This window comes from Brenneria alni (assembly GCF_003666245.1).
Taxonomy (GTDB): domain Bacteria; phylum Pseudomonadota; class Gammaproteobacteria; order Enterobacterales; family Enterobacteriaceae; genus Brenneria; species Brenneria alni.
On sequence record NZ_MJLZ01000013.1, the window covers coordinates 1 to 18,778 of the forward strand.

At 50.4% G+C, this 18,778-nt stretch carries 22 protein-coding genes and 1 pseudogene; 6 read left to right on the forward strand and 17 right to left on the reverse strand.

Annotation, left to right across the window (positions count from 1 at the left end; translation table 11 throughout):
- From BIY29_RS07760 to fkpA, 9 genes are all read right to left on the reverse strand, one after another.
- Window positions 1-306 (reverse strand): GTP-binding protein (locus BIY29_RS07760; RefSeq protein ID WP_121574574.1); only part of this gene is annotated, 306 nt, incomplete at its 3' end.
- 67 nt (window positions 307-373) lie between these two features.
- Window positions 374-2,482 (reverse strand): elongation factor G, encoded by a 2,109-nt coding sequence (gene fusA / locus BIY29_RS07765; protein ID WP_121574575.1) that lies wholly within the window; start codon window positions 2,480-2,482, stop codon window positions 374-376.
- 95 nt (window positions 2,483-2,577) lie between these two features.
- Window positions 2,578-3,048, reverse strand: coding sequence for a 30S ribosomal protein S7 (gene rpsG, locus BIY29_RS07770; RefSeq protein ID WP_009111198.1), 471 nt, complete (start codon window positions 3,046-3,048; stop codon window positions 2,578-2,580).
- A gap of 96 nt (window positions 3,049-3,144) precedes the next feature.
- Window positions 3,145-3,519, reverse strand: coding sequence for a 30S ribosomal protein S12 (gene rpsL, locus BIY29_RS07775; protein WP_012768095.1), 375 nt, complete (start codon window positions 3,517-3,519; stop codon window positions 3,145-3,147).
- Between the two features lie 131 nt (window positions 3,520-3,650).
- Entirely contained in the window at window positions 3,651-3,938 is a 288-nt protein-coding gene (gene tusB, locus BIY29_RS07780) for a sulfurtransferase complex subunit TusB (protein WP_121574576.1), read from the reverse strand.
- A gap of 17 nt (window positions 3,939-3,955) precedes the next feature.
- Window positions 3,956-4,315 (reverse strand): sulfurtransferase complex subunit TusC, encoded by a 360-nt coding sequence (gene tusC, locus BIY29_RS07785; RefSeq protein ID WP_121574577.1) that lies wholly within the window; start codon window positions 4,313-4,315, stop codon window positions 3,956-3,958.
- Between the two features lie 20 nt (window positions 4,316-4,335).
- Entirely contained in the window at window positions 4,336-4,725 is a 390-nt protein-coding gene (tusD, locus tag BIY29_RS07790; RefSeq protein ID WP_121574578.1) for a sulfurtransferase complex subunit TusD, read from the reverse strand.
- Window positions 4,719-5,447 (reverse strand): helix-turn-helix transcriptional regulator, encoded by a 729-nt coding sequence (locus BIY29_RS07795; RefSeq protein WP_170158899.1) that lies wholly within the window; start codon window positions 5,445-5,447, stop codon window positions 4,719-4,721. Before BIY29_RS07795 ends, tusD begins: the two co-directional genes overlap by 7 nt.
- Before the next feature lie 195 nt (window positions 5,448-5,642).
- A complete protein-coding gene (gene fkpA, locus BIY29_RS07800; RefSeq protein WP_121574580.1) occupies window positions 5,643-6,449 on the reverse strand; it encodes an FKBP-type peptidyl-prolyl cis-trans isomerase in 807 nt (268 codons plus the stop codon).
- A 221-nt stretch (window positions 6,450-6,670) separates the two neighbouring features.
- Here fkpA and BIY29_RS07805 point away from each other — a divergent pair, with 221 nt between their 5' ends.
- Window positions 6,671-6,889: a SlyX family protein gene (locus tag BIY29_RS07805; protein ID WP_121574581.1), complete on the forward strand. Its 219-nt coding sequence runs from the start codon at window positions 6,671-6,673 to the stop codon at window positions 6,887-6,889.
- 164 nt (window positions 6,890-7,053) lie between these two features.
- Here the strand turns inward: BIY29_RS07805 and slyD are convergent, their stop codons facing one another.
- From slyD to kefG, 4 genes are all read right to left on the reverse strand, one after another.
- Window positions 7,054-7,626: a peptidylprolyl isomerase gene (gene slyD / locus BIY29_RS07810; RefSeq protein ID WP_121574582.1), complete on the reverse strand. Its 573-nt coding sequence runs from the start codon at window positions 7,624-7,626 to the stop codon at window positions 7,054-7,056.
- 149 nt (window positions 7,627-7,775) lie between these two features.
- Window positions 7,776-7,970, reverse strand: a complete 195-nt coding sequence (locus BIY29_RS07815) for a YheV family putative zinc ribbon protein (protein ID WP_121574643.1) — start codon at window positions 7,968-7,970, stop codon at window positions 7,776-7,778.
- A gap of 28 nt (window positions 7,971-7,998) precedes the next feature.
- Window positions 7,999-9,807, reverse strand: a complete 1,809-nt coding sequence (kefB, locus tag BIY29_RS07820) for a glutathione-regulated potassium-efflux system protein KefB (RefSeq protein ID WP_121574644.1) — start codon at window positions 9,805-9,807, stop codon at window positions 7,999-8,001.
- Between the two features lie 2 nt (window positions 9,808-9,809).
- The gene (gene kefG / locus BIY29_RS07825; RefSeq protein WP_170158900.1) at window positions 9,810-10,361 is read right to left on the reverse strand and encodes a glutathione-regulated potassium-efflux system ancillary protein KefG; all 552 of its coding nucleotides are present in this window, start codon (window positions 10,359-10,361) and stop codon (window positions 9,810-9,812) included.
- 128 nt (window positions 10,362-10,489) lie between these two features.
- On the opposite strand from kefG, the gene BIY29_RS07830 reads away from it, so the two are divergent.
- Window positions 10,490-12,403, forward strand: a complete 1,914-nt coding sequence (locus BIY29_RS07830) for an ABC transporter ATP-binding protein (RefSeq protein ID WP_121574584.1) — start codon at window positions 10,490-10,492, stop codon at window positions 12,401-12,403.
- A gap of 50 nt (window positions 12,404-12,453) precedes the next feature.
- Here BIY29_RS07830 and BIY29_RS07835 read toward each other — a convergent pair whose 3' ends face one another.
- Complete coding sequence (locus BIY29_RS07835; RefSeq protein ID WP_121574585.1) at window positions 12,454-13,056, reverse strand: LysE family translocator; 603 nt, start codon at window positions 13,054-13,056, stop codon at window positions 12,454-12,456.
- Between the two features lie 125 nt (window positions 13,057-13,181).
- Between BIY29_RS07835 and BIY29_RS07840 the strand changes: the two genes are divergently transcribed.
- Complete coding sequence (locus BIY29_RS07840) at window positions 13,182-13,418, forward strand: YheU family protein (RefSeq protein WP_121574586.1); 237 nt, start codon at window positions 13,182-13,184, stop codon at window positions 13,416-13,418.
- A gap of 140 nt (window positions 13,419-13,558) precedes the next feature.
- On the forward strand, window positions 13,559-14,428 hold the full coding sequence (locus BIY29_RS07845; protein ID WP_121574645.1) for a phosphoribulokinase: 870 nt from the start codon (window positions 13,559-13,561) through the stop codon (window positions 14,426-14,428).
- 77 nt (window positions 14,429-14,505) lie between these two features.
- Here BIY29_RS07845 and BIY29_RS07850 read toward each other — a convergent pair whose 3' ends face one another.
- Window positions 14,506-14,913, reverse strand: coding sequence for an OsmC family protein (locus tag BIY29_RS07850; RefSeq protein WP_121574587.1), 408 nt, complete (start codon window positions 14,911-14,913; stop codon window positions 14,506-14,508).
- Between the two features lie 320 nt (window positions 14,914-15,233).
- Here BIY29_RS07850 and crp point away from each other — a divergent pair, with 320 nt between their 5' ends.
- Complete coding sequence (crp, locus tag BIY29_RS07855) at window positions 15,234-15,866, forward strand: cAMP-activated global transcriptional regulator CRP (protein ID WP_004090925.1); 633 nt, start codon at window positions 15,234-15,236, stop codon at window positions 15,864-15,866.
- A 90-nt stretch (window positions 15,867-15,956) separates the two neighbouring features.
- Here crp and ppiA read toward each other — a convergent pair whose 3' ends face one another.
- Window positions 15,957-16,526 carry a peptidylprolyl isomerase A gene (ppiA, locus tag BIY29_RS07860; RefSeq protein ID WP_121574588.1) on the reverse strand — a complete coding sequence of 190 codons (570 nt, stop codon included), beginning with the start codon at window positions 16,524-16,526 and terminating at the stop codon, window positions 15,957-15,959.
- Between the two features lie 148 nt (window positions 16,527-16,674).
- Window positions 16,675-16,974: pseudogene (locus tag BIY29_RS07865) on the reverse strand (ATP-binding cassette domain-containing protein); the annotation flags it as partial.
- A 257-nt stretch (window positions 16,975-17,231) separates the two neighbouring features.
- Between BIY29_RS07865 and cysG the strand changes: the two are divergent.
- Entirely contained in the window at window positions 17,232-18,611 is a 1,380-nt protein-coding gene (gene cysG, locus BIY29_RS07870; protein WP_121574589.1) for a siroheme synthase CysG, read from the forward strand.
- Window positions 18,612-18,778: the final 167 nt, after the last annotated feature.

Here is an 18,778-nt window from a genome sequence, read left to right on the forward strand (position 1 = left end):
GGCGCCGTCCATCTGCGCAGCACCGGTGATCATGTTTTTCACATAATCGGCGTGCCCTGGGCAGTCAACGTGTGCATAGTGGCGAGACGGGGTATCGTATTCAACGTGAGAGGTGTTGATGGTGATACCACGGGCTTTTTCTTCTGGTGCGTTGTCGATCTGGTCGAATGCACGGGCAGCGCCACCGTAGGTTTTAGCCAGAACGGTAGTGATAGCTGCGGTCAGCGTCGTTTTACCATGGTCAACGTGGCCGATAGTACCGACGTTAACGTGCGGTTTTGTACGTTCAAATTTTTCTTTAGACACGGCGATATTCCTTACTCTTATACTCTCCCCTATGGAGAGAGCACGGGATCAATGTGTTAAACCCGGATTATTTACCACGGGCTTCAATAACGGCCTGAGCGACGTTGTTCGGCGCTTCGCTGTACTTCAGGAACTCCATAGAGTAAGAAGCACGGCCCTGGGTCTGCGAACGCAGATCGGTAGCATAACCAAACATTTCAGACAACGGTACCTGAGCACGAACAGTCTTACCAGTTGCAATATCTTCCATGCCTTCGATTATACCACGACGGCGGTTAAGGTCACCGATGACGTCGCCCATGTAATCTTCAGGCGTTTCAACTTCAACCTTCATGATTGGCTCAAGCAGAACTGGTTTCGCTTTATTGAACGCTGATTTAAACGCCAAAGACGCAGCCAGTTTAAACGCCAGTTCAGAGGAGTCGACATCGTGGTAAGAACCGAAATGCAGTCGAACTTTGATATCAACAACCGGATAACCAGCCAAAGGACCAGATTTAAGCTGTTCCTGAATACCTTTATCAACGGCAGGGATGAATTCTTTAGGAATAGAACCACCCACGATATCGTTGACAAATTCGTAACCGACGCCACCTGGCTCCAGCGGAGACATGTCGATAACGACATGACCATACTGACCGCGACCACCAGACTGTTTGGCGTGTTTACCTTCAACATCCGTTGCAGTTTCACGGATAGTTTCACGGTAAGCAACCTGCGGTTTACCGACGTTCGCTTCTACGTTGAACTCCCGACGCATACGGTCAACCAGGATTTCCAGATGAAGTTCACCCATACCTGCGATGATCGTTTGGCCAGACTCCTCGTCAGTCCATACGCGGAAAGACGGATCTTCTTTCGCCAGACGCCCCAGAGCCAGACCCATTTTTTCCTGGTCAGCTTTGGTTTTCGGTTCAACCGCAACAGAGATAACCGGTTCCGGAAATTCCATACGTTCCAGGATGATCACATTGTTTGGATCACAAAGGGTGTCTCCGGTGGTGACGTCTTTCAGGCCGATTGCCGCAGCAATGTCACCTGCACGAACTTCTTTGATCTCTTCACGTTTGTTGGCATGCATCTGAACGATACGACCAAAACGCTCACGCTGAGTTTTCACTGAGTTCAGTACGGTATCACCGGAGTTAACTACGCCAGAGTACACACGAAAGAACGTCAGGTTACCCACAAACGGGTCGGTAGCAATTTTGAACGCCAGAGCTGCAAACGGTTCTTTGTCGTCAGAATGACGTTCAGCCGGCGTATCTTTACCGTCGTCCAAAATACCGTTGATTGCAGGTACGTCGGTCGGCGCCGGCAGATACTCGACAACGGCATCCAGCATTGCCTGTACGCCTTTGTTCTTAAACGCAGAACCACAGGTAACCAGGATGATTTCATTGTTCAGAACGCGTTGACGCAGTGCTTTCTTAATTTCTTCTTCGGTCAGTTCTTCACCGCCCAGGTATTTGTCCATCAGCTCTTCAGATGCTTCAGCTGCAGACTCAACCAGATTCTGGTGCCATTCCTGGGCCAGATCCTGCATATCAGCCGGAATCTCTTCATAAGTGAAGGTAACGCCCTGATCGGCTTCATTCCAGTTGATCGCTTTCATTTTCACCAGGTCGACAACACCAGTGAAGCTGTCTTCTGCACCGATCGCCAACTGAATGGGAACCGGGTTTGCCGCCAGACGCGTTTTGATCTGGCTGACAACACGCAGGAAGTTCGCGCCCATACGGTCCATTTTGTTAACGAACGCAATACGCGGAACTTTATATTTGTTAGCCTGACGCCATACAGTTTCAGACTGCGGCTGAACACCACCAACTGCACAGTAAACCATTACTGCACCGTCAAGAACACGCATGGAACGTTCCACTTCAATAGTGAAGTCAACGTGTCCGGGGGTGTCGATGATGTTTACGCGGTGTGGCTCAAACTGTTTAGCCATACCAGACCAGAAAGCCGTAGTCGCAGCAGAGGTGATAGTGATACCACGCTCCTGCTCCTGCTCCATCCAGTCCATAGTTGCCGCGCCGTCATGAACTTCACCGATTTTGTGGTTTACACCGGTATAGAACAAAATACGTTCAGTTGTGGTGGTTTTACCGGCGTCGATATGTGCACTAATACCGATGTTACGATAACGTGCAATGGGTGTTGTACGAGCCATTTGTTTCCTCTATATCCTAGGGCGTTCAATTTAGTTAATCCAAGCGGGCTGGTTTTTGACGCGCCCGCCTGGTTAGCAAAACTACAGCGAAGGGATTACCAACGGTAGTGAGCGAACGCCTTGTTGGCTTCAGCCATACGGTGAACGTCTTCACGTTTCTTAACAGCAGTACCTTTATTCTCTGCTGCATCAGAAAGTTCGTTCGCCAGGCGCAGAGCCATGGATTTATCACCGCGTTTACGAGCAGCTTCAACGATCCAACGCATTGCCAGGGCATTACGACGAACCGGACGGACTTCTACTGGCACCTGATAAGTAGAACCACCAACGCGACGCGACTTAACTTCGACAGTCGGGCGAACGTTGTCCAGAGCTACTTCAAAAGCTTCCAGATGATCTTTACCAGAACGCTGAGCCAGGGTCTCCAGCGCGGTATAGACAATTGCTTCAGCAGTAGATTTTTTACCATCTACCATCAGGATATTTACAAATTTGGCCAACAGCTCTGATCCAAACTTAGGATCCGGCAGGATTTTACGTTGACCAATGACGCGACGACGTGGCATGGAAATACTCCGTTGTTAATTCAGGATTGTCCAAAACTCTACGAGTTTAGTTTGACATTTAAGTTAAAACGTTTGGCCTTACTTAACGGAGAACCATTAAGCCTTTGGCTTCTTCACACCGTATTTGGAACGGGATTGCTTGCGGTCTTTAACACCAGAGCAGTCCAGCGCGCCACGAACGGTATGGTAACGCACACCTGGCAGGTCTTTAACACGACCGCCACGGATCAGGATCACGGAGTGTTCCTGTAGGTTATGACCTTCACCACCGATATAGGAGGTAACTTCAAAACCGTTAGTTAAACGAACACGGCATACTTTACGCAGTGCGGAGTTCGGTTTTTTCGGGGTGGTGGTATATACACGAGTACATACGCCACGTTTCTGCGGGCAGGCTTCCAGCGCCGGAACGTTGCTTTTAGCAACCTTCAGGGAGCGCGGCTTGCGTACCAGCTGGTTAATTGTTGCCATTAAAAAAGCTCCTGGTTTTTGCTTCGTAAACACGTAGTGAATCGTCTCGTAGTTGCGCAGGGCAAAGTACGAGGACGCAGAATTTTAGGGCTGGCGGTGGAAGGAGTCAAGAAATATACAAAAATTCAGCGTTACCAAGCCAGCTGTTGCGGGTGTTGAACTGTCAGTTGAACAAACTGATTATAGTCAATTAATAAAAAATTGTTTGAAATTTGTGCAGTCACGCCCCTGGCGTCTGCATCATTTTGCAACACATATAAAGGGATGGATGTATTAAGGAAGTGGTTTACCATCTTGGTATCCGCCAACGCGGCGATAACACCGTCCTGCAATAGCACCAATGCGTCCTCTGGCCCCAGACAACGTAAAAGCGCATCAATATCACACTGGTAAGGAGAATGGGAAAGAGTATGTAACATAAACAAAACGCCTGCCGCTAAAATGAGAATATTGAATGGTAATCCGCCAGCCTGCTTCGTAATGCTTCGGGGGCCAGAAGCTCAACATCCAGAACCCAGTCTGTCTCAAAGTCGATACCACGTTGCTGAAGGGATGTTTCACATACATAACAATGTTCAATGTCATACAGCGGCAGTACGCCAAAGGTCACAATATAGTTGCGCATCAGAATCTTTTCCGGCTGCTGCCCCGGCAATAATTGTAATACGCCATCACCGATAAAGAACACGCCAATCTCGTCGGTCAGCGCGGACATGGCGAGTAGCGCATCCAATCCTTCCCGACCGGACGCGCTACCGTGAGGCGAATGCGTAAAAACAAAAGCGATACGCTTCATAACGTTGCCTTAAAGAAGAGTTAAAACTGTATGACCCGATCGCAAGTCAGAACGGACTGAGCCAGTTCGCCAAGACCGCTCAGGGTAAAGCCATCCTGTAAATTCGCCGCCCCCAGCTTTAGCTGTTCAGCTTGTTGCCGATCGGTAACGCCGCGCCGCAAAGCCGCAGCAATGCAGACATTCAGCGCCACACGATGCTCTTGCCCCAGGCGCTGCCAGGCTCGTACCAGGTCAAACTCATCATTCGCCGGCGCGGTCAGCTGATTGGCATTCAGCACGCCCTCACGATAAAAGAAAACGCTTTCCAACTGGTGACCTTCAGCCAATAAGGCCTTAGCGAACTGCAACGCGCTAGTCGCTTGCTGCGTTCCATAAGCGGGGCCGGTGACCAGCAGGCAATAATTCAACATCCGCGCTCGTGTCCGCTGAAATCACCGCTTTTAAACTGGCGGATATAGAGATACACGGTATGTTTGGAGATATTAAGGCGCTCGGCAACCTGATTAATCGCATCTTTAATATCAAAGATACCTTTCTCATACAGACTCAAAACAATCTGTCGGTTTTTCGCATTGTTAGATACATTGCGGTCTGCATTAACTTCTTCAATTGAGAACTCCAGCGTTTGTGCCACGAGATCGTCAACTGATGAAGCAAAATTCACTGATGAGGCAACTTCATGCGTTTCAGGTGGAATAAACGTCTGAACAATCTGAGAAAAAGGCACATCCAGATTCATGTTGATACATAGCAACCCAATCACGCGCTGATCGCGGTTACGAATTGCAATGGTGACAGACTTCATCAATACGCCGCTTTTAGCACGGGTGAAATAGGCCTTCGACACACTACTGTCTTCTCCAGCCATATCATGCAGCATACGTAATGCAAGGTCAGTGATTGGCGAACCTATTTTCCTACCGGTATGTTCACCATTCGCTATACGCACGGCAGAACATTTAAGATCCTCAAGGGAATGCAGCACGATCTCACAGTGCTCACCGATCAACATGGCCAAACCATCGACCACCGCTTCATACGATTTCAGGATCTCATAATCCGTCTGGCAAAACGGACGTTCATCCAGCAAATCAAGGTCATAAGATTCGCCAGATACAAGCGAATTAGACATGGCAGACTCCATCCTCAACGTGATCTATTCATTGTATTGACAGGAGACACAGTCTAGCAAATGTCCACTCGCTCGTCCCTGAAATTAACGGTTTCGTTTCTGAACGGTGAACTCACTCATCTTTATTGGATAGGACAAAAAACCGCAGGCACATGGCCTGCGGTTAATACATCATCATGATCTTAATTTGATGAATTACTTTGCGCTTTTCTCAGCGGCTGGTTTTTCTGCTTTCGCATCGTCCGCGGCTTTCACCTCGGCTTCAGATTTGATATCCAGCAGTTCAACATCAAAGACGAGCGTAGAGTTTGCGGGAATACCCGGCACACCAGTTTCACCGTAAGCAAGGGCTGGGGGAATTACCAGTTTAATCTTGCCGCCCTTCTTCACGTGTTTTAGCCCTTCGGTCCAGCCAGGGATGACACCGTCAAGACGGAAAGATAGCGGCTCGCCGCGCTTATAGGAGTTATCAAACTCGTTGCCATCAACCAGCGTGCCCTTGTAGTTAACGACAACCGTATCGCTATCTTTCGGCGCATTACCGCTGCCATCTTTCTCAACCTGATAAAGCAGACCGGATTCGGTTTTCTTCACGCCTTTTTCTTTAGCGAAAGTATCACGATATTTCGTGCCTTTATCGGCGTTATCTTTGGCGTCCTGCTTCATCTTGGTTTCAGCTGCGGCTTTTACCCGGCTTTCAAAGCCTTGCAGGGTCTTTTCAATCTCTTCGTCACTCAGTTTGCTCTTATCGGCAAACGCATCCTGAACACCGGCAATCAGTTGATCTTTATCCAGCTTGATGCCCAGCTTTTCCTGCTCTTTAAGGGAGTTATCCATGTAACGGCCCAGAGATGCGCCTAACGCATAAGCTGCGGCTTGTTCATCATTCTTGAATTTGGCGGCTGTAGCAGCATCCGACGCTTCCGCCGCCAGAGCCTGACCGACGTTCAGAGTCAGAGCCATTGTCGTTGCTAACAGCGTTACTTTAAACAGTGATTTCATCCATTTCTCCAGCATCTGGAGCAACACGCTCCAGCCATAATTAAAAATAAATTCGCGACTACTATAACCGTGCGCGCAAAGACAACACAACGACACGCACGACAAACTTTTGACAAAAAAATCGCCAGATAGCCTATTGCGCTCTATTCCGACCGTTTTTACTACCAGAAGTTTCCGCTTTCTGACAAACTCACAGGGAATAGGAAGTAAGAGGAAAACCGATGACACCGTCTTTACTTGAAGAACGGCTCGAACAATTAGAAAGCCGTCAGGCTTTTCAAGAATTGGCGATAGAAGAGCTGAACCAGACGATTATCCAACATGAGCGGGAAATTAGCCGAATGCGCGAGCAAATGCGCCTGCTGACGGAGAGGTTACGCACCCAGCAAACCTCGTTAGTCGCCCCACAGTCTGAAGAAACACCACCGCCGCACTATTGATGCGGGTATAACAACCGTCGGAATGCTTTTTAACGGCGCAGACGGCAGCCTGAAGGATAGTGAGCAGACGAACCGCCAAAAACATCAGGGTAGAGCCGCAGCTCTGCCCTGAAGTGATGTGCCGGGTAAACCAACAGACAATTTACCCGCAAAACGCAAACGAATTAGTGGCAGCCGCATCCGCCGTGCCCACCGCAACCGCCTTTGCCGTGCTGGTGATCGTGGTCATGACCGTGACCTCCGCAGCAGCCATCACCGTGTTCATGATCGTGTTCGCCATGAACGTGACCGTGAGCCAGTTCTTCTTCAGTTGCTTCACGGATCGCGATAACCTCAACATTAAAGCTCAGGTTCTGGCCAGCCAGCATGTGGTTGCCATCAACCACGACGTGGTCGTCTTCCACTTCGGTAATTTCAACCGGCACCGGCCCCTGGTCAGTTTCAGCCAGGAAACGCATACCGACCTGAAGCTCGTCCACGCCCATAAAGACATCTTTAGGCACACGTTGAACCAGGTTTTCATCATAATTGCCATAAGCATCGTTTGACGCGACATTGACATCAAAACGGTCACCGACGGCACGGCCTTCCAAAGCATTTTCCAGACCGGAAATCAGTGAGCCGTGACCATGCAGATAGTCCAGCGGCGCACTCACCGGAGACTCATCAACCAATACACCGTCTTCTGTACGCACCTGATAGGCCAGACTGACCACCAGATCTTTTGCTACTTTCATGATATCTCCTACGGTTGGAAACCAAATTGGCGCAAATTGTAGCTGAAAAAAATCCCCATGTACCTTCTGGAATTAAAAATCGTCGGGAACATTTTGCTTTTTAACGTCACGCAGTAACGGCCCGAAGGACGACAGGCAGGATAACCCTCTTACTCAGGATGAAAGATACCGATAATTTCATCCGCCGAACGCCCCGCCACTGTGGCGGGTTCATCCGTTCGGCTTTGTTGGTAGCCGCACTTTACGCAGACAACGATTTCCATCTGCTCTTCTCGTCCGACCGCCAGCGTATCCTGCTGTTGGCATTTAGGGCATACCGCCCCGGCAATAAAGCGTTTACGCATAGTGTCCTGACCTGATTCAACTTCAACATTATTCAAACTCATCCCAGTCGCCCGGTCGGCGCCGCTCATGCTGCATCTCCCGTTGAAAAATATCCTCCAACTCGCGCCGGGCCTCTTTCACCCGGGATATCTGCGCCACATCGCTCTGTAACTGCGGCATCAGCTCCCGCAGCATCCTCATGTCCAGACGGCGAAAGTGTTGTTGAGCACGAAAGGCCTGATGGGGATGCATCCCCAATGACATCAGCGCCTTACGGCCCAACTCCAGTGCGCTGGAGAAGGTTTCGCGGGAAAAATTCCTGACGCCTGCCTGCAAAAGTTCATGGGCTTCCACACGCCCGCGGGCCCGGGCCAGAATTTCCAAATGCGGAAAATGCTGCTGACATAGATGCACAACCGCCATCGTATCTTCCGGAGCATTACAGGTAATCACTATCGACTGAGCCTTTTCCGCCCCCGCCGAACGCAGTAGTTCAAGCTCCGTTGCATCACCATAGTATACTTTATAACCATAAGTTCGCATCAGGCTGACAGCGCTGATATCACGTTCCAGTACCGTAATCCGCATCTTATTTGCCATCAGCAGGCGGCCAATCACCTGCCCGAAACGTCCAAATCCCACCACAATGACCTGCGGTTCATCATCGGCAACATAGGGCTTTTCGTCAGGAACCTCCTGCATGTTGTAGCGGCGAGCCAGAATACGGTCGATAAGCTGCATTAACAGAGGTGTCGTCATCATCGAGAGCGTGACCGCAACCAACAGCAACGGCAGTTGGTCACCCTGCAAGACGTTGTAGGCTGAAGCGGCTGAAAACAGGACAAACGCAAATTCCCCTCCCTGGCTCAATACGCCCGCAAACTGCAAACGTTCCGACCGACGCATTCTGTTAATACGCGCCAGAACGTAAAGCACGGTTCCTTTTACGGCGACCAGCACCAGTACCGCAATCAGCACTTTCACAATATGGGTATAGAGAATGCCCAGATTGAGCGCCATACCGACGGAAATGAAGAACAATCCCAGCAATAGCCCTTTAAACGGCTCAATGGCAATTTCCAACTCATGGCGATATTCGCTCTCAGCCAGCAGCACACCGGCAATAAACGTCCCCAACGCCATCGAAAAACCCAACGCTTCCATAAAGAGCGCCGATCCAAGCACCAGCAGTAGCGCCGCTGCAGTAAATACTTCACGCACCCCGGAGGCGGCGATAAAACGGAACAACGGACGCACCAGATAACGGCCACCAATCAGCATACCGGCAAATGCCGCGACCTTGAGCGCCACGTGGTTCCAGTCGTCGATCTCGCCCTGTACGCCAGCCAGAATGGGGATTAGGGCAAGCGCCGGTATCACCGCCAGATCCTGAAACAGCAGGACGGAAAAACCCAACTGCCCGGATTCACTGCGATTCATCCCTTTTTCACGCATCAGTTGCAACGCCATCGCCGTCGATGACATTGCCAACCCCACCCCGCCAATCAGCGCTGACTGCCAGGAGAAATCGGTCAGATAAAGCGCGCCTCCCAATATCAGCGTACTCAGCCCGACCTGTGCGGCGCCGACGCCAAAAATGGAGCGTCGCAGCGTCCACAATTTTTTCGGATTCAGTTCCAGCCCGATGATAAACATCAGAAAAACAACGCCAAGCTCAGAAAAGTGCAGAATCGCGTCGACATCCCGAATAAACCCCAACCCCCAGGGGCCAATGGCGATCCCCGCGATCAGATACCCCAGCACGGCGCCAATACCTAATCGTGCGGCAATCGGCACGGCGACCACCGCCACAAACAAAAACAGCACGCCGGCGGTAAGTAGCGCGGAACTTTCCATCATCAGCGCTCCTCATGAGCAAAAGGGGAAGCCAGCCACTGGGCATAGGTCAGCCCATAGCTGGACAATACGTCAGGCGGCAGTCGGCGCGCCCAGTAAACAATCATCGGTTTAATCCAGTGCATACGACACAACGACGCGGTCATTTCGAACGGACGCAGGAAATCCTCCATCGGATAATGACTTTTACCACCGGCTCGATAGGCTTCTTCCGGTTCACCGGTAGTAATCACCGAACGCCAATACTTTCCCGCCAGCGCATTGCCGCCAACCCCATTGGCGAAACCACGCGATAACACCCGGTCGAGCCACTCTTTCAATAAAGCCGGACAACTATAGGTATAGAACGGATGCTGAAATACAATCACCTGATGCTCGCGCAACAGTTGTTGCTCATGGTAAATATCAATGAAGAAATCAGGATAGTGCGCGTAAAGATCGTGCACGGTGACATGCTCTAACTGTTGTGCCGGTTGCAGTAAAACCCGGTTCGCCACCGAGTCCTGTGATTCCGGATGGGCATACAGCAGCAAAATCTTGGGTGGCTGCGACATCACTCCCCTCCAAAGCGTCGTCATGGTTGTCGTTTTCCGTTACCATGCAGCGCGAAGACTACAAAACAGGACACGACTGTCCTGATATCATGTCCATAATTTAACATACTCTGAACATACGGCGCTTTATGATTGTTTTCTCCTCGCTGCAAATTCGACGTGGTGTACATGTTCTGCTGGATAACGCAACGGCGACCATTAACCCCGGCCAGAAAGTTGGGTTAGTGGGTAAGAACGGCTGTGGTAAATCTACCCTGTTAGCATTACTGAAAGGTGAAATCAGCGCCGACGGCGGCAGTGCGACGTTTCCTCAGGGCTGGGCGCTGGCCTGGGTTAATCAGGAGACGCCGGCGCTGGATGTCCCGGCTCTGGATTATGTTATTGACGGCGACCGCGAGTTTCGTCAGCTTGAAGCCGCGCTGCATATCGCCAACGAAAACAACGACGGCCATGCCATCGCGACGCTGCATGGCAAGCTGGATGCCATTCAAGCCTGGACGATCCAGGCCAGAGCATCCAGCCTGCTTAATGGGCTCGGGTTCTCTCAGCAACAATTACAGCAGCCGGTCAGCGCTTTCTCCGGCGGCTGGCGTATGCGCCTCAATCTGGCTCAGGCGTTAATCTGCCGTTCCGATTTACTGCTGCTTGACGAACCGACAAACCACCTCGATCTGGATGCGGTGATCTGGCTGGAAAAGTGGCTGAAAAACTATCCGGGAACGCTGGTGCTGATCTCGCACGACCGTGATTTCCTCGATCCTATCGTTAATAAAATCGTACATATAGAACAACAGACGCTTAACGAATACACCGGCAACTACACCGCTTTTGAACGGCAGCGGGCCACCCGGCTGGCGCAGCAGCAGTCGTTATATGAACATCAGCAGGAACGGGTCGCCCATCTGCAACATTATATTGACCGTTTCAGGGCCAAGGCGACGAAAGCCAAACAGGCGCAAAGCCGGATAAAAATGCTGGAACGGATGGAGATGATTGCGCCCGCCCATGTGGATAACCCCTTTCGGTTCAGCTTTCGGGCGCCGGAATCGTTGCCCAATCCTTTACTCAGAATGGAAAAAGTCAGTGCAGGCTACGGCGATACGCCGATCCTGGAGTCGATCAAGCTGAATCTGGTGCCAGGCTCACGTATCGGGCTGTTGGGCCATAACGGGGCGGGGAAATCCACGCTGATCAAGCTGTTAGCCGGTACGCTGGCGCCGATGCAGGGTGAAATCGGCCTGTCCAAAGGGGTGAAGCTGGGTTATTTCGCCCAGCATCAGTTGGAGTTTCTGCGTGCCGATGAATCGCCATTGCAACACATGGTGCGTTTGGCGGAACGGGAAACTGAACAGCAACTGCGCGATTACCTCGGCGGCTTCGGTTTTCAGGGCGACAAGGTGACGGAAATCACCGAACGGTTTTCCGGGGGTGAAAAAGCCCGGCTGGTACTGGCGCTGGTCGTCTGGCAGCGCCCGAACCTGTTACTGCTGGATGAACCCACCAACCATCTGGATCTTGATATGCGACAGGCGCTGACGGAAGCACTGATCGATTTTGAAGGAGCGCTGGTGGTGGTCTCACACGACAGGCACCTGATCCGCTCCACAACCGACGATCTCTATCTGGTACATGATCGGAAGGTTGAGCCGTTTGATGGCGATCTGGAAGATTACCAACAATGGCTGATCGACAGGCAACGTCAGGATAGCAACGCCGATGAGACGCCGAAAGAAAACACCGCCAACAGCGCGCAAGCCAGAAAAGACCAAAAGCGGCGTGAAGCCGAGCTAAGATCCCAGACGCAGCCGCTGCGTAAACAAATCACCCGGCTTGAACAGCAAATGGAAAAACTGGGCACCACGTTGGAAGCCATTGAGGCCCGGCTGGCAGACAGTGGGTTGTATGATATCAGCCGCAAAGCGGAACTCACGGAATGCTTGCAGCAGCAGACAAAGGTGAAAACGGATTTGGAAGAAACCGAAATGGCGTGGCTTGAGGCTCAGGAGCAGTTGGAACAGATGAACCAGCAATTCTCGTCTTAGCATTTCTTTGGCGCAGGCCGATAGGCAGATTACCGGTCTGCGCCAGATGACTAATGCCAAATCAGCAGCACACAGGCCGCAGTCAGCAATCCCATCGAAACGTTGAAGATAATCCAGGCTTTTTTACTGCGTAACAGCCGGCCAATCAGCGTGCCGAACCCCAGCCAAATAACGCCCGACACCACATTGACCAGTACAATTCCCAGGCTTATCGCCACCACCGAATGGTTGTATTCATCACCCGCCAGGCTGAAGCTGGCGACCGCCCCCAGTGCCATCAGCCAGGCTTTGGGATTCAGAAACTGTAGCAGCCACCCCTGATAAAGCCGGATAGGCTGCGGCGGCGCGTCCAGGGTTTCCAACTTTTCATAAGAGGCGGTGGCAATTTTCCACGCCAGCCAGAGCAGATATAAACTGCCTAGCACTTTGAGCGTGAAATGCAATGAAGGATAGACCAGGATCAGGCTGCCGACGCCAAACGCCACCAGCAGTAAAATACTCTGCATACCGAGCATGATACCGAGCATCAGCCACAGGGAGCGATAAAAACCAAAGTTGGCGCCGGAGGTAGTCAGCAGCATATTGTTCGGACCTGGCGTAATCGCGGCAACCCAAAGAAAACCCAACATCGAAAGAAACAGGCTTATTTCCATGTAACGGGCGCCCCTCACCCTGACGTATTTTTGCGGTATAGTTGGCAATAACTTGATGGTTAATTGACACTACTGAAGCTAACAGTGTGATATTGATCGCACAACACTTTTTCTGGAAAACTATCGTGATCATTCCCTGGCAACAACTCGATCCTGAAACGTTGGACAATCTCATCGAATCTTTCGTGCTCAGAGAAGGGACCGATTACGGTGAACAAGAACGAACACTGCCGCAAAAGGTTGCTGACGTTCGCCGGCAACTGGAATCCGGCGACGTTGTTTTAGTCTGGTCTGAACTGCATGAAACGATCAACATCATGCCCCGCAGTCAGTTTAACGCTGGCGAGTATCGCCATCACTAAACACGGCAAAAGTCATGAAAGAAGATGTATCTGTATCATTAAACATGCTAACAATGATGGCAGTCTATTCCCTTTTCTGACGACGTTTGATGCCGGTGATCGACCTGGAAAAACGTTACCATTACGGAGTGAAGCGTTTCATGTCACACAAGCATCCGATTATTGCTGTTACCGGTTCCAGCGGGGCGGGAACCACAACAACCAGTCAGGCATTCCACAAGATTTTTCAGCAGTTAAAAATGCGTCCGGCTCAACTTGAAGGCGATAGTTTCCATCGTTATACCCGCCCGGAAATGGATATGGAAATTCGTAAAGCGCGTGATCTCGGTCGCCATATCAGCTATTTTGGCCCGGAAGCCAATGACTTCAGCCTGCTGGAACAATCCTTTATCGAGTATGGTCAACATGGGCGCGGGAAGACACGTAAATACCTTCACACCTATGATGAAGCGATTCCCTACAATCAGGTTCCCGGTACGTTTACGCCGTGGGAGCCGATGCCCGAACCCACTGATGTTCTGTTTTATGAAGGGTTGCATGGCGGCGTCGTTACCGATCAGCACAATGTGGCGAAACACGTCGATTTATTGGTAGGCGTAGTGCCTATCGTCAACCTGGAGTGGATTCAAAAACTGATCCGTGATGTGAACGAGCGCGGGCACTCGCGTGAAGCGGTGATGGATTCGGTGGTGCGTTCTATGGAAGACTACATTACGTACATTACGCCACAGTTTTCACGCACACACATTAACTTCCAGCGCGTTCCTACCGTTGATACCTCTAACCCGTTTGCGGCCAAAGCTATCCCTTCATTGGATGAAAGCTTCGTGGTGATTCACTTTCAGGCACTGGATAATATTGATTTCCCTTATCTGCTGGCGATGTTGCAGGGGTCGTTTATTTCTCATATCAACACATTGGTGGTACCCGGCGGGAAAATGGGGCTGGCGATGGAATTAATTATGGCGCCGCTGGTGCAGCGATTGTTGGAAGGGAAGAAAATCGAATAGCCCGGTCGAAAAAATGGCACGGCTTGATAAACAGCGGCAATACCATGCCAGCGCCAGCCCAGAGCAGTGCGATTAAATTACGCCAACTCCCTGACTTCATGGCTATGAGTCACTTCCACCGCTTTACCCATCATCAGCGCCACAGAGCAATATCTTTCCGCAGACAGTGCCACTGCACGCTCTACCGCTTTTTCCGTCAATCCTTTTCCCGTCACGATAAAATGCAGGTTGATATGGGTAAACAGGCGTGGCGCTTCGTTTCTGCGCGCTGATGTCAGTTTCACCTCGCAATCAGCAACATCGTTACGGCCTTTTTGCAGGATCGATACCACGTCAATCGCGGTACAGCCGCCAACCGACATCAACAACATCTCCATTGGGCTAGGTGCCTTATCACCCGAATTTCCATCCATCAAAACCTGATGTCCGGAAGCTGATTCGCCAAGAAACGTTAAACCTTCAATCCACTTCACTCGAGCCTGCATGACGCCCTCCGCTAAAAGAATTTTGAAAATTTATATCGTTACTGTACAAAAACAGCTTATAACCAGAGCGTTATCATGCTGAAGTGAGACAACACAAGACACATCCTTCAAGCTGTGTTAAAAACGAGAATAGTATCTGCCTTTTCTGGACAAACTCAGATATCAGGGAGATGATGACGTCGCCAGATAGAGGTTCCAGTATATTCCCTGACGTCATTCTGCCTACTACGGAGTTTGAATTTTAGCAGTAAAAATACGCCGTACAGGGAACTCTGAGCCCTGTGATTTGCGCAGTGAATTACAACAGAGGATGATAGCGAATGGTTCTCGGCAAACCGCAAACAGACCCCACTCTCGAATGGTTTCTTTCTCATTGCCATATCCACAAATATCCATCGAAGAGTACGCTTATTCACCAGGGTGAAAAAGCAGAAACGCTTTACTACATCGTGAAAGGCTCTGTCGCAGTGCTAATCAAAGATGAAGAAGGCAAAGAAATGATTCTCTCTTATCTCAATCAGGGAGATTTTATTGGCGAACTTGGCTTGTTTGAAGAAGGTCAGGAGCGTAGCGCCTGGGTACGGGCGAAAACGGCTTGTGAAGTTGCTGAAATTTCTTATAAAAAATTCAGGCAACTGATTCAGGTCAATCCCGATATTCTGATGCGCCTGTCCGCACAGATGGCAAGCAGACTGCAAGTTACTTCAGAGAAAGTCGGTAATTTGGCATTTCTTGACGTAACGGGGCGCATTGCTCAGACCTTATTGAACCTGGCAAAACAACCCGATGCCATGACTCATCCAGATGGTATGCAAATAAAAATCACCCGTCAGGAAATTGGGCAAATCGTTGGCTGTTCACGTGAAACCGTGGGCCGTATTCTTAAAATGTTAGAAGACCAGAATCTGATCTCCGCACACGGCAAAACGATTGTGGTTTACGGTACACGTTAAGCAGCATGACCCTACAATAAACAATGCCAGTCACCTTAAATGACTGGCATTACAGTTAGTAACCGCTTTCACCGTCGAACCCTGCAACAATCAGGGCAAGACTTTCGCTGACTGGATAACGATCGGTTTGGTTGGCACATTCTGATAAGGGCCGAGGTTTTTGGTCTGTACCTGAGCAATTTTATCCGCTACATCCATACCTTTTACCACTTTACCAAATACCGCATAGCCAAAATCACGTTGTCCGTGGTCAAGGAAAGCATTGTCTGCGATATTGATAAAGAATTGGCTGGTCGCGCTGTCTTTTTCTGAAGTACGCGCCATTGAAATGGTGCCACGCAGGTTGCGTAACCCATTATCCGCTTCGTTTTTGATCGTCGGGTTAGTCGCTTTCTGCTTCATGTCGTCGGTAAAACCGCCGCCCTGAATCATAAAGCCGGGGATTACCCGATGAAACGTCGTCCCGTTATAAAAACCGTTATTAACGTACTCAACAAAGTTTTTCACCGAAATCGGTGCTTTTTGATTATCCAATGCCAGTTCAATATCCCCAGCCGAGGTCGTCAGCAAAACATTCGTTGTGCCGGAGGCTGCGAACACCGGAGAAAAAATCGTGAGGGAAATAAAGGCCGCCGCGGCAACCAGAGTACGTTTGAGCATGATAATTCCTTTTTGAAGAAACCGACTACAGAAAGCGTAATGATTGTAAATACCCGCCTTCATCAACGCCACCCATTTACCTTTTTTTACGTACTGATTACCTATCGTCACCCATTATTAAATGCAAGATAAGGTCATGTGAGAAACCTTACCCCATACGTTGCGAACGAACCGCCAAATCACGGCTGTATTGCCGACTGGCATCCACCAGCATGGTGGTGTAAGCGGTTTTCGGCGTCTCACAGGTCAGTTCGTTGATCTCCAGCGTTTCCAGTATCCGGCCATACTGCATCACCGCGACCTTATGACACAGATGAGAAATGCCCCCCAGATCGTGCGTTACCAGCAGGTAGGTTAATTTTTCCTGCTGTTGCAGCTCCGCCAATAGATTGAGAATTTCCGCCTGCACGGAGACATCCAACGCCGAGGTCGGTTCATCGGCATTGAGCAGATTAACATCAACGAAACGCATTCTGTCTGCGGTGATACGCGCACTGTGCGGATGAGGATCCACCCCACTGACGCCACGGCTATCCCGTCATTGACCGGCGCCGCATCAAAACGAATTATTGATCACCAGCCCATTGAAAAAAAAGCACTTTCACCTATATGATGATCGCTACCTGAAAAAGCTAACCCCATGCATTTCGCATTCTGTTTTTACGACAGAACATTTTTTAACCTGAACCGACCAAGAGGCATCATATGGATTACCTGCCGATATTCTGTCAATTACGCGATAAACATTGTTTGTTGGTAGGGGGAGGCGAAATAGCCGAGCGTAAAGCCAGACTTTTGCTGGATGCCGGGGCGATGCTCACGGTGAATGCTCTAAATTTCAATGAACAATTTGTTCGCTGGCAGGAAGAAACACGGGTTACATTGGTGCAAAGCGGTTTCAATCCAGACTTACTGAACAATACCTGGCTGGTGATTGCCGCGACTGACGATCATGACATCAACAGGCAGGTTTATGAAAGTGCCAGTAAGCAACAGATCTTCTGCAACATAGTAGACGACGTAGAGAACACCGGCTTTATTATGCCTTCGATTGTCGACCGTTCTCCGATTATGATTGCCGTGTCATCTGGAGGAACCGCGCCGGTGCTGGCACGCATACTCCGTGAAAAATTGGAAAGTATCCTGCCACAGCACCTTGGCAACTTAGCCACATTAGCAGGCGAATTGCGCCAGCGCGTAAAAACCCGTTTCAGGAATACCAATATCCGCCGCCGTTTCTGGGAAAAACTGTTTATTCACGATCGGCTGGCGCAGTCGCTGGCCAATAACGATGCCACCAGTGTACATCAGCTCACCGAGCAGCTTTTTTCCGCCCCATTGGATGACCGGGGTGAAGTCGTTCTGGTAGGGGCAGGCCCTGGCGATGCCGGATTACTCACCCTGAAAGGCTTACAGCAACTGCAACAGGCCGATATCGTGGTTTACGATCGCCTGGTTTCAGAAAGTGTTCTTAACCTGATAAGACGCGATGCCGAGCGTATTTTTGTCGGTAAGCAGTCTGGCAACCACTGTATTCCCCAGGAACAGATTAACCAGCTATTACAGGAGAAAGCGCTGGCCGGGAAACGGGTTGTCCGGTTGAAGGGCGGCGATCCCTTCATCTTTGGCCGCGGCGGTGAGGAGTTGGAGCATTTGCAGCAAGCGGGTATTCCTTTTTCTGTAGTACCCGGTATCACCGCGGCCTCCGGGTGTTCCGCCTATAGCGGCATTCCCCTTACCCACCGCAATTATGCTCAGGGCGTGAGGCTGATCACCGGACACGTCCAACAGGACACTGAACTTGACTGGAACAGTCTGGCTGTCGAAAAGCAAACGCTGGTGTTCTATATGGGGCTCCAGCAGGCTGATTATATTCAGAGCAAATTGATAGAACAGCGGCTGCCTGAAACCGTTCCTGTGGCGCTGATCGAAAATGGAACATTCACGACACAACGGGTATTAACCGGGCAACTGTCACAGCTTGGGGAACTGGCAAAACAGGCCGTCAGCCCAAGTTTGATCATCATTGGCGACGTGGTCAGCCTGAGAGAAAAACTGAACTGGTTTAGCCAGAAGCCAGAATAAAAGCCACCCCTTGCTCCCTTCTTTATCGAGCCACTATTTGGATAGTGGCTACGCGTCAACCTGAAGCACCAAATGAATGCATCAGGCCAATCCTGAGCATAATAATGCACCGCTTTGGTTATTTTTTATTTTAAAGCCTCATTTTAGTGCCATATCACCTGCCTTGT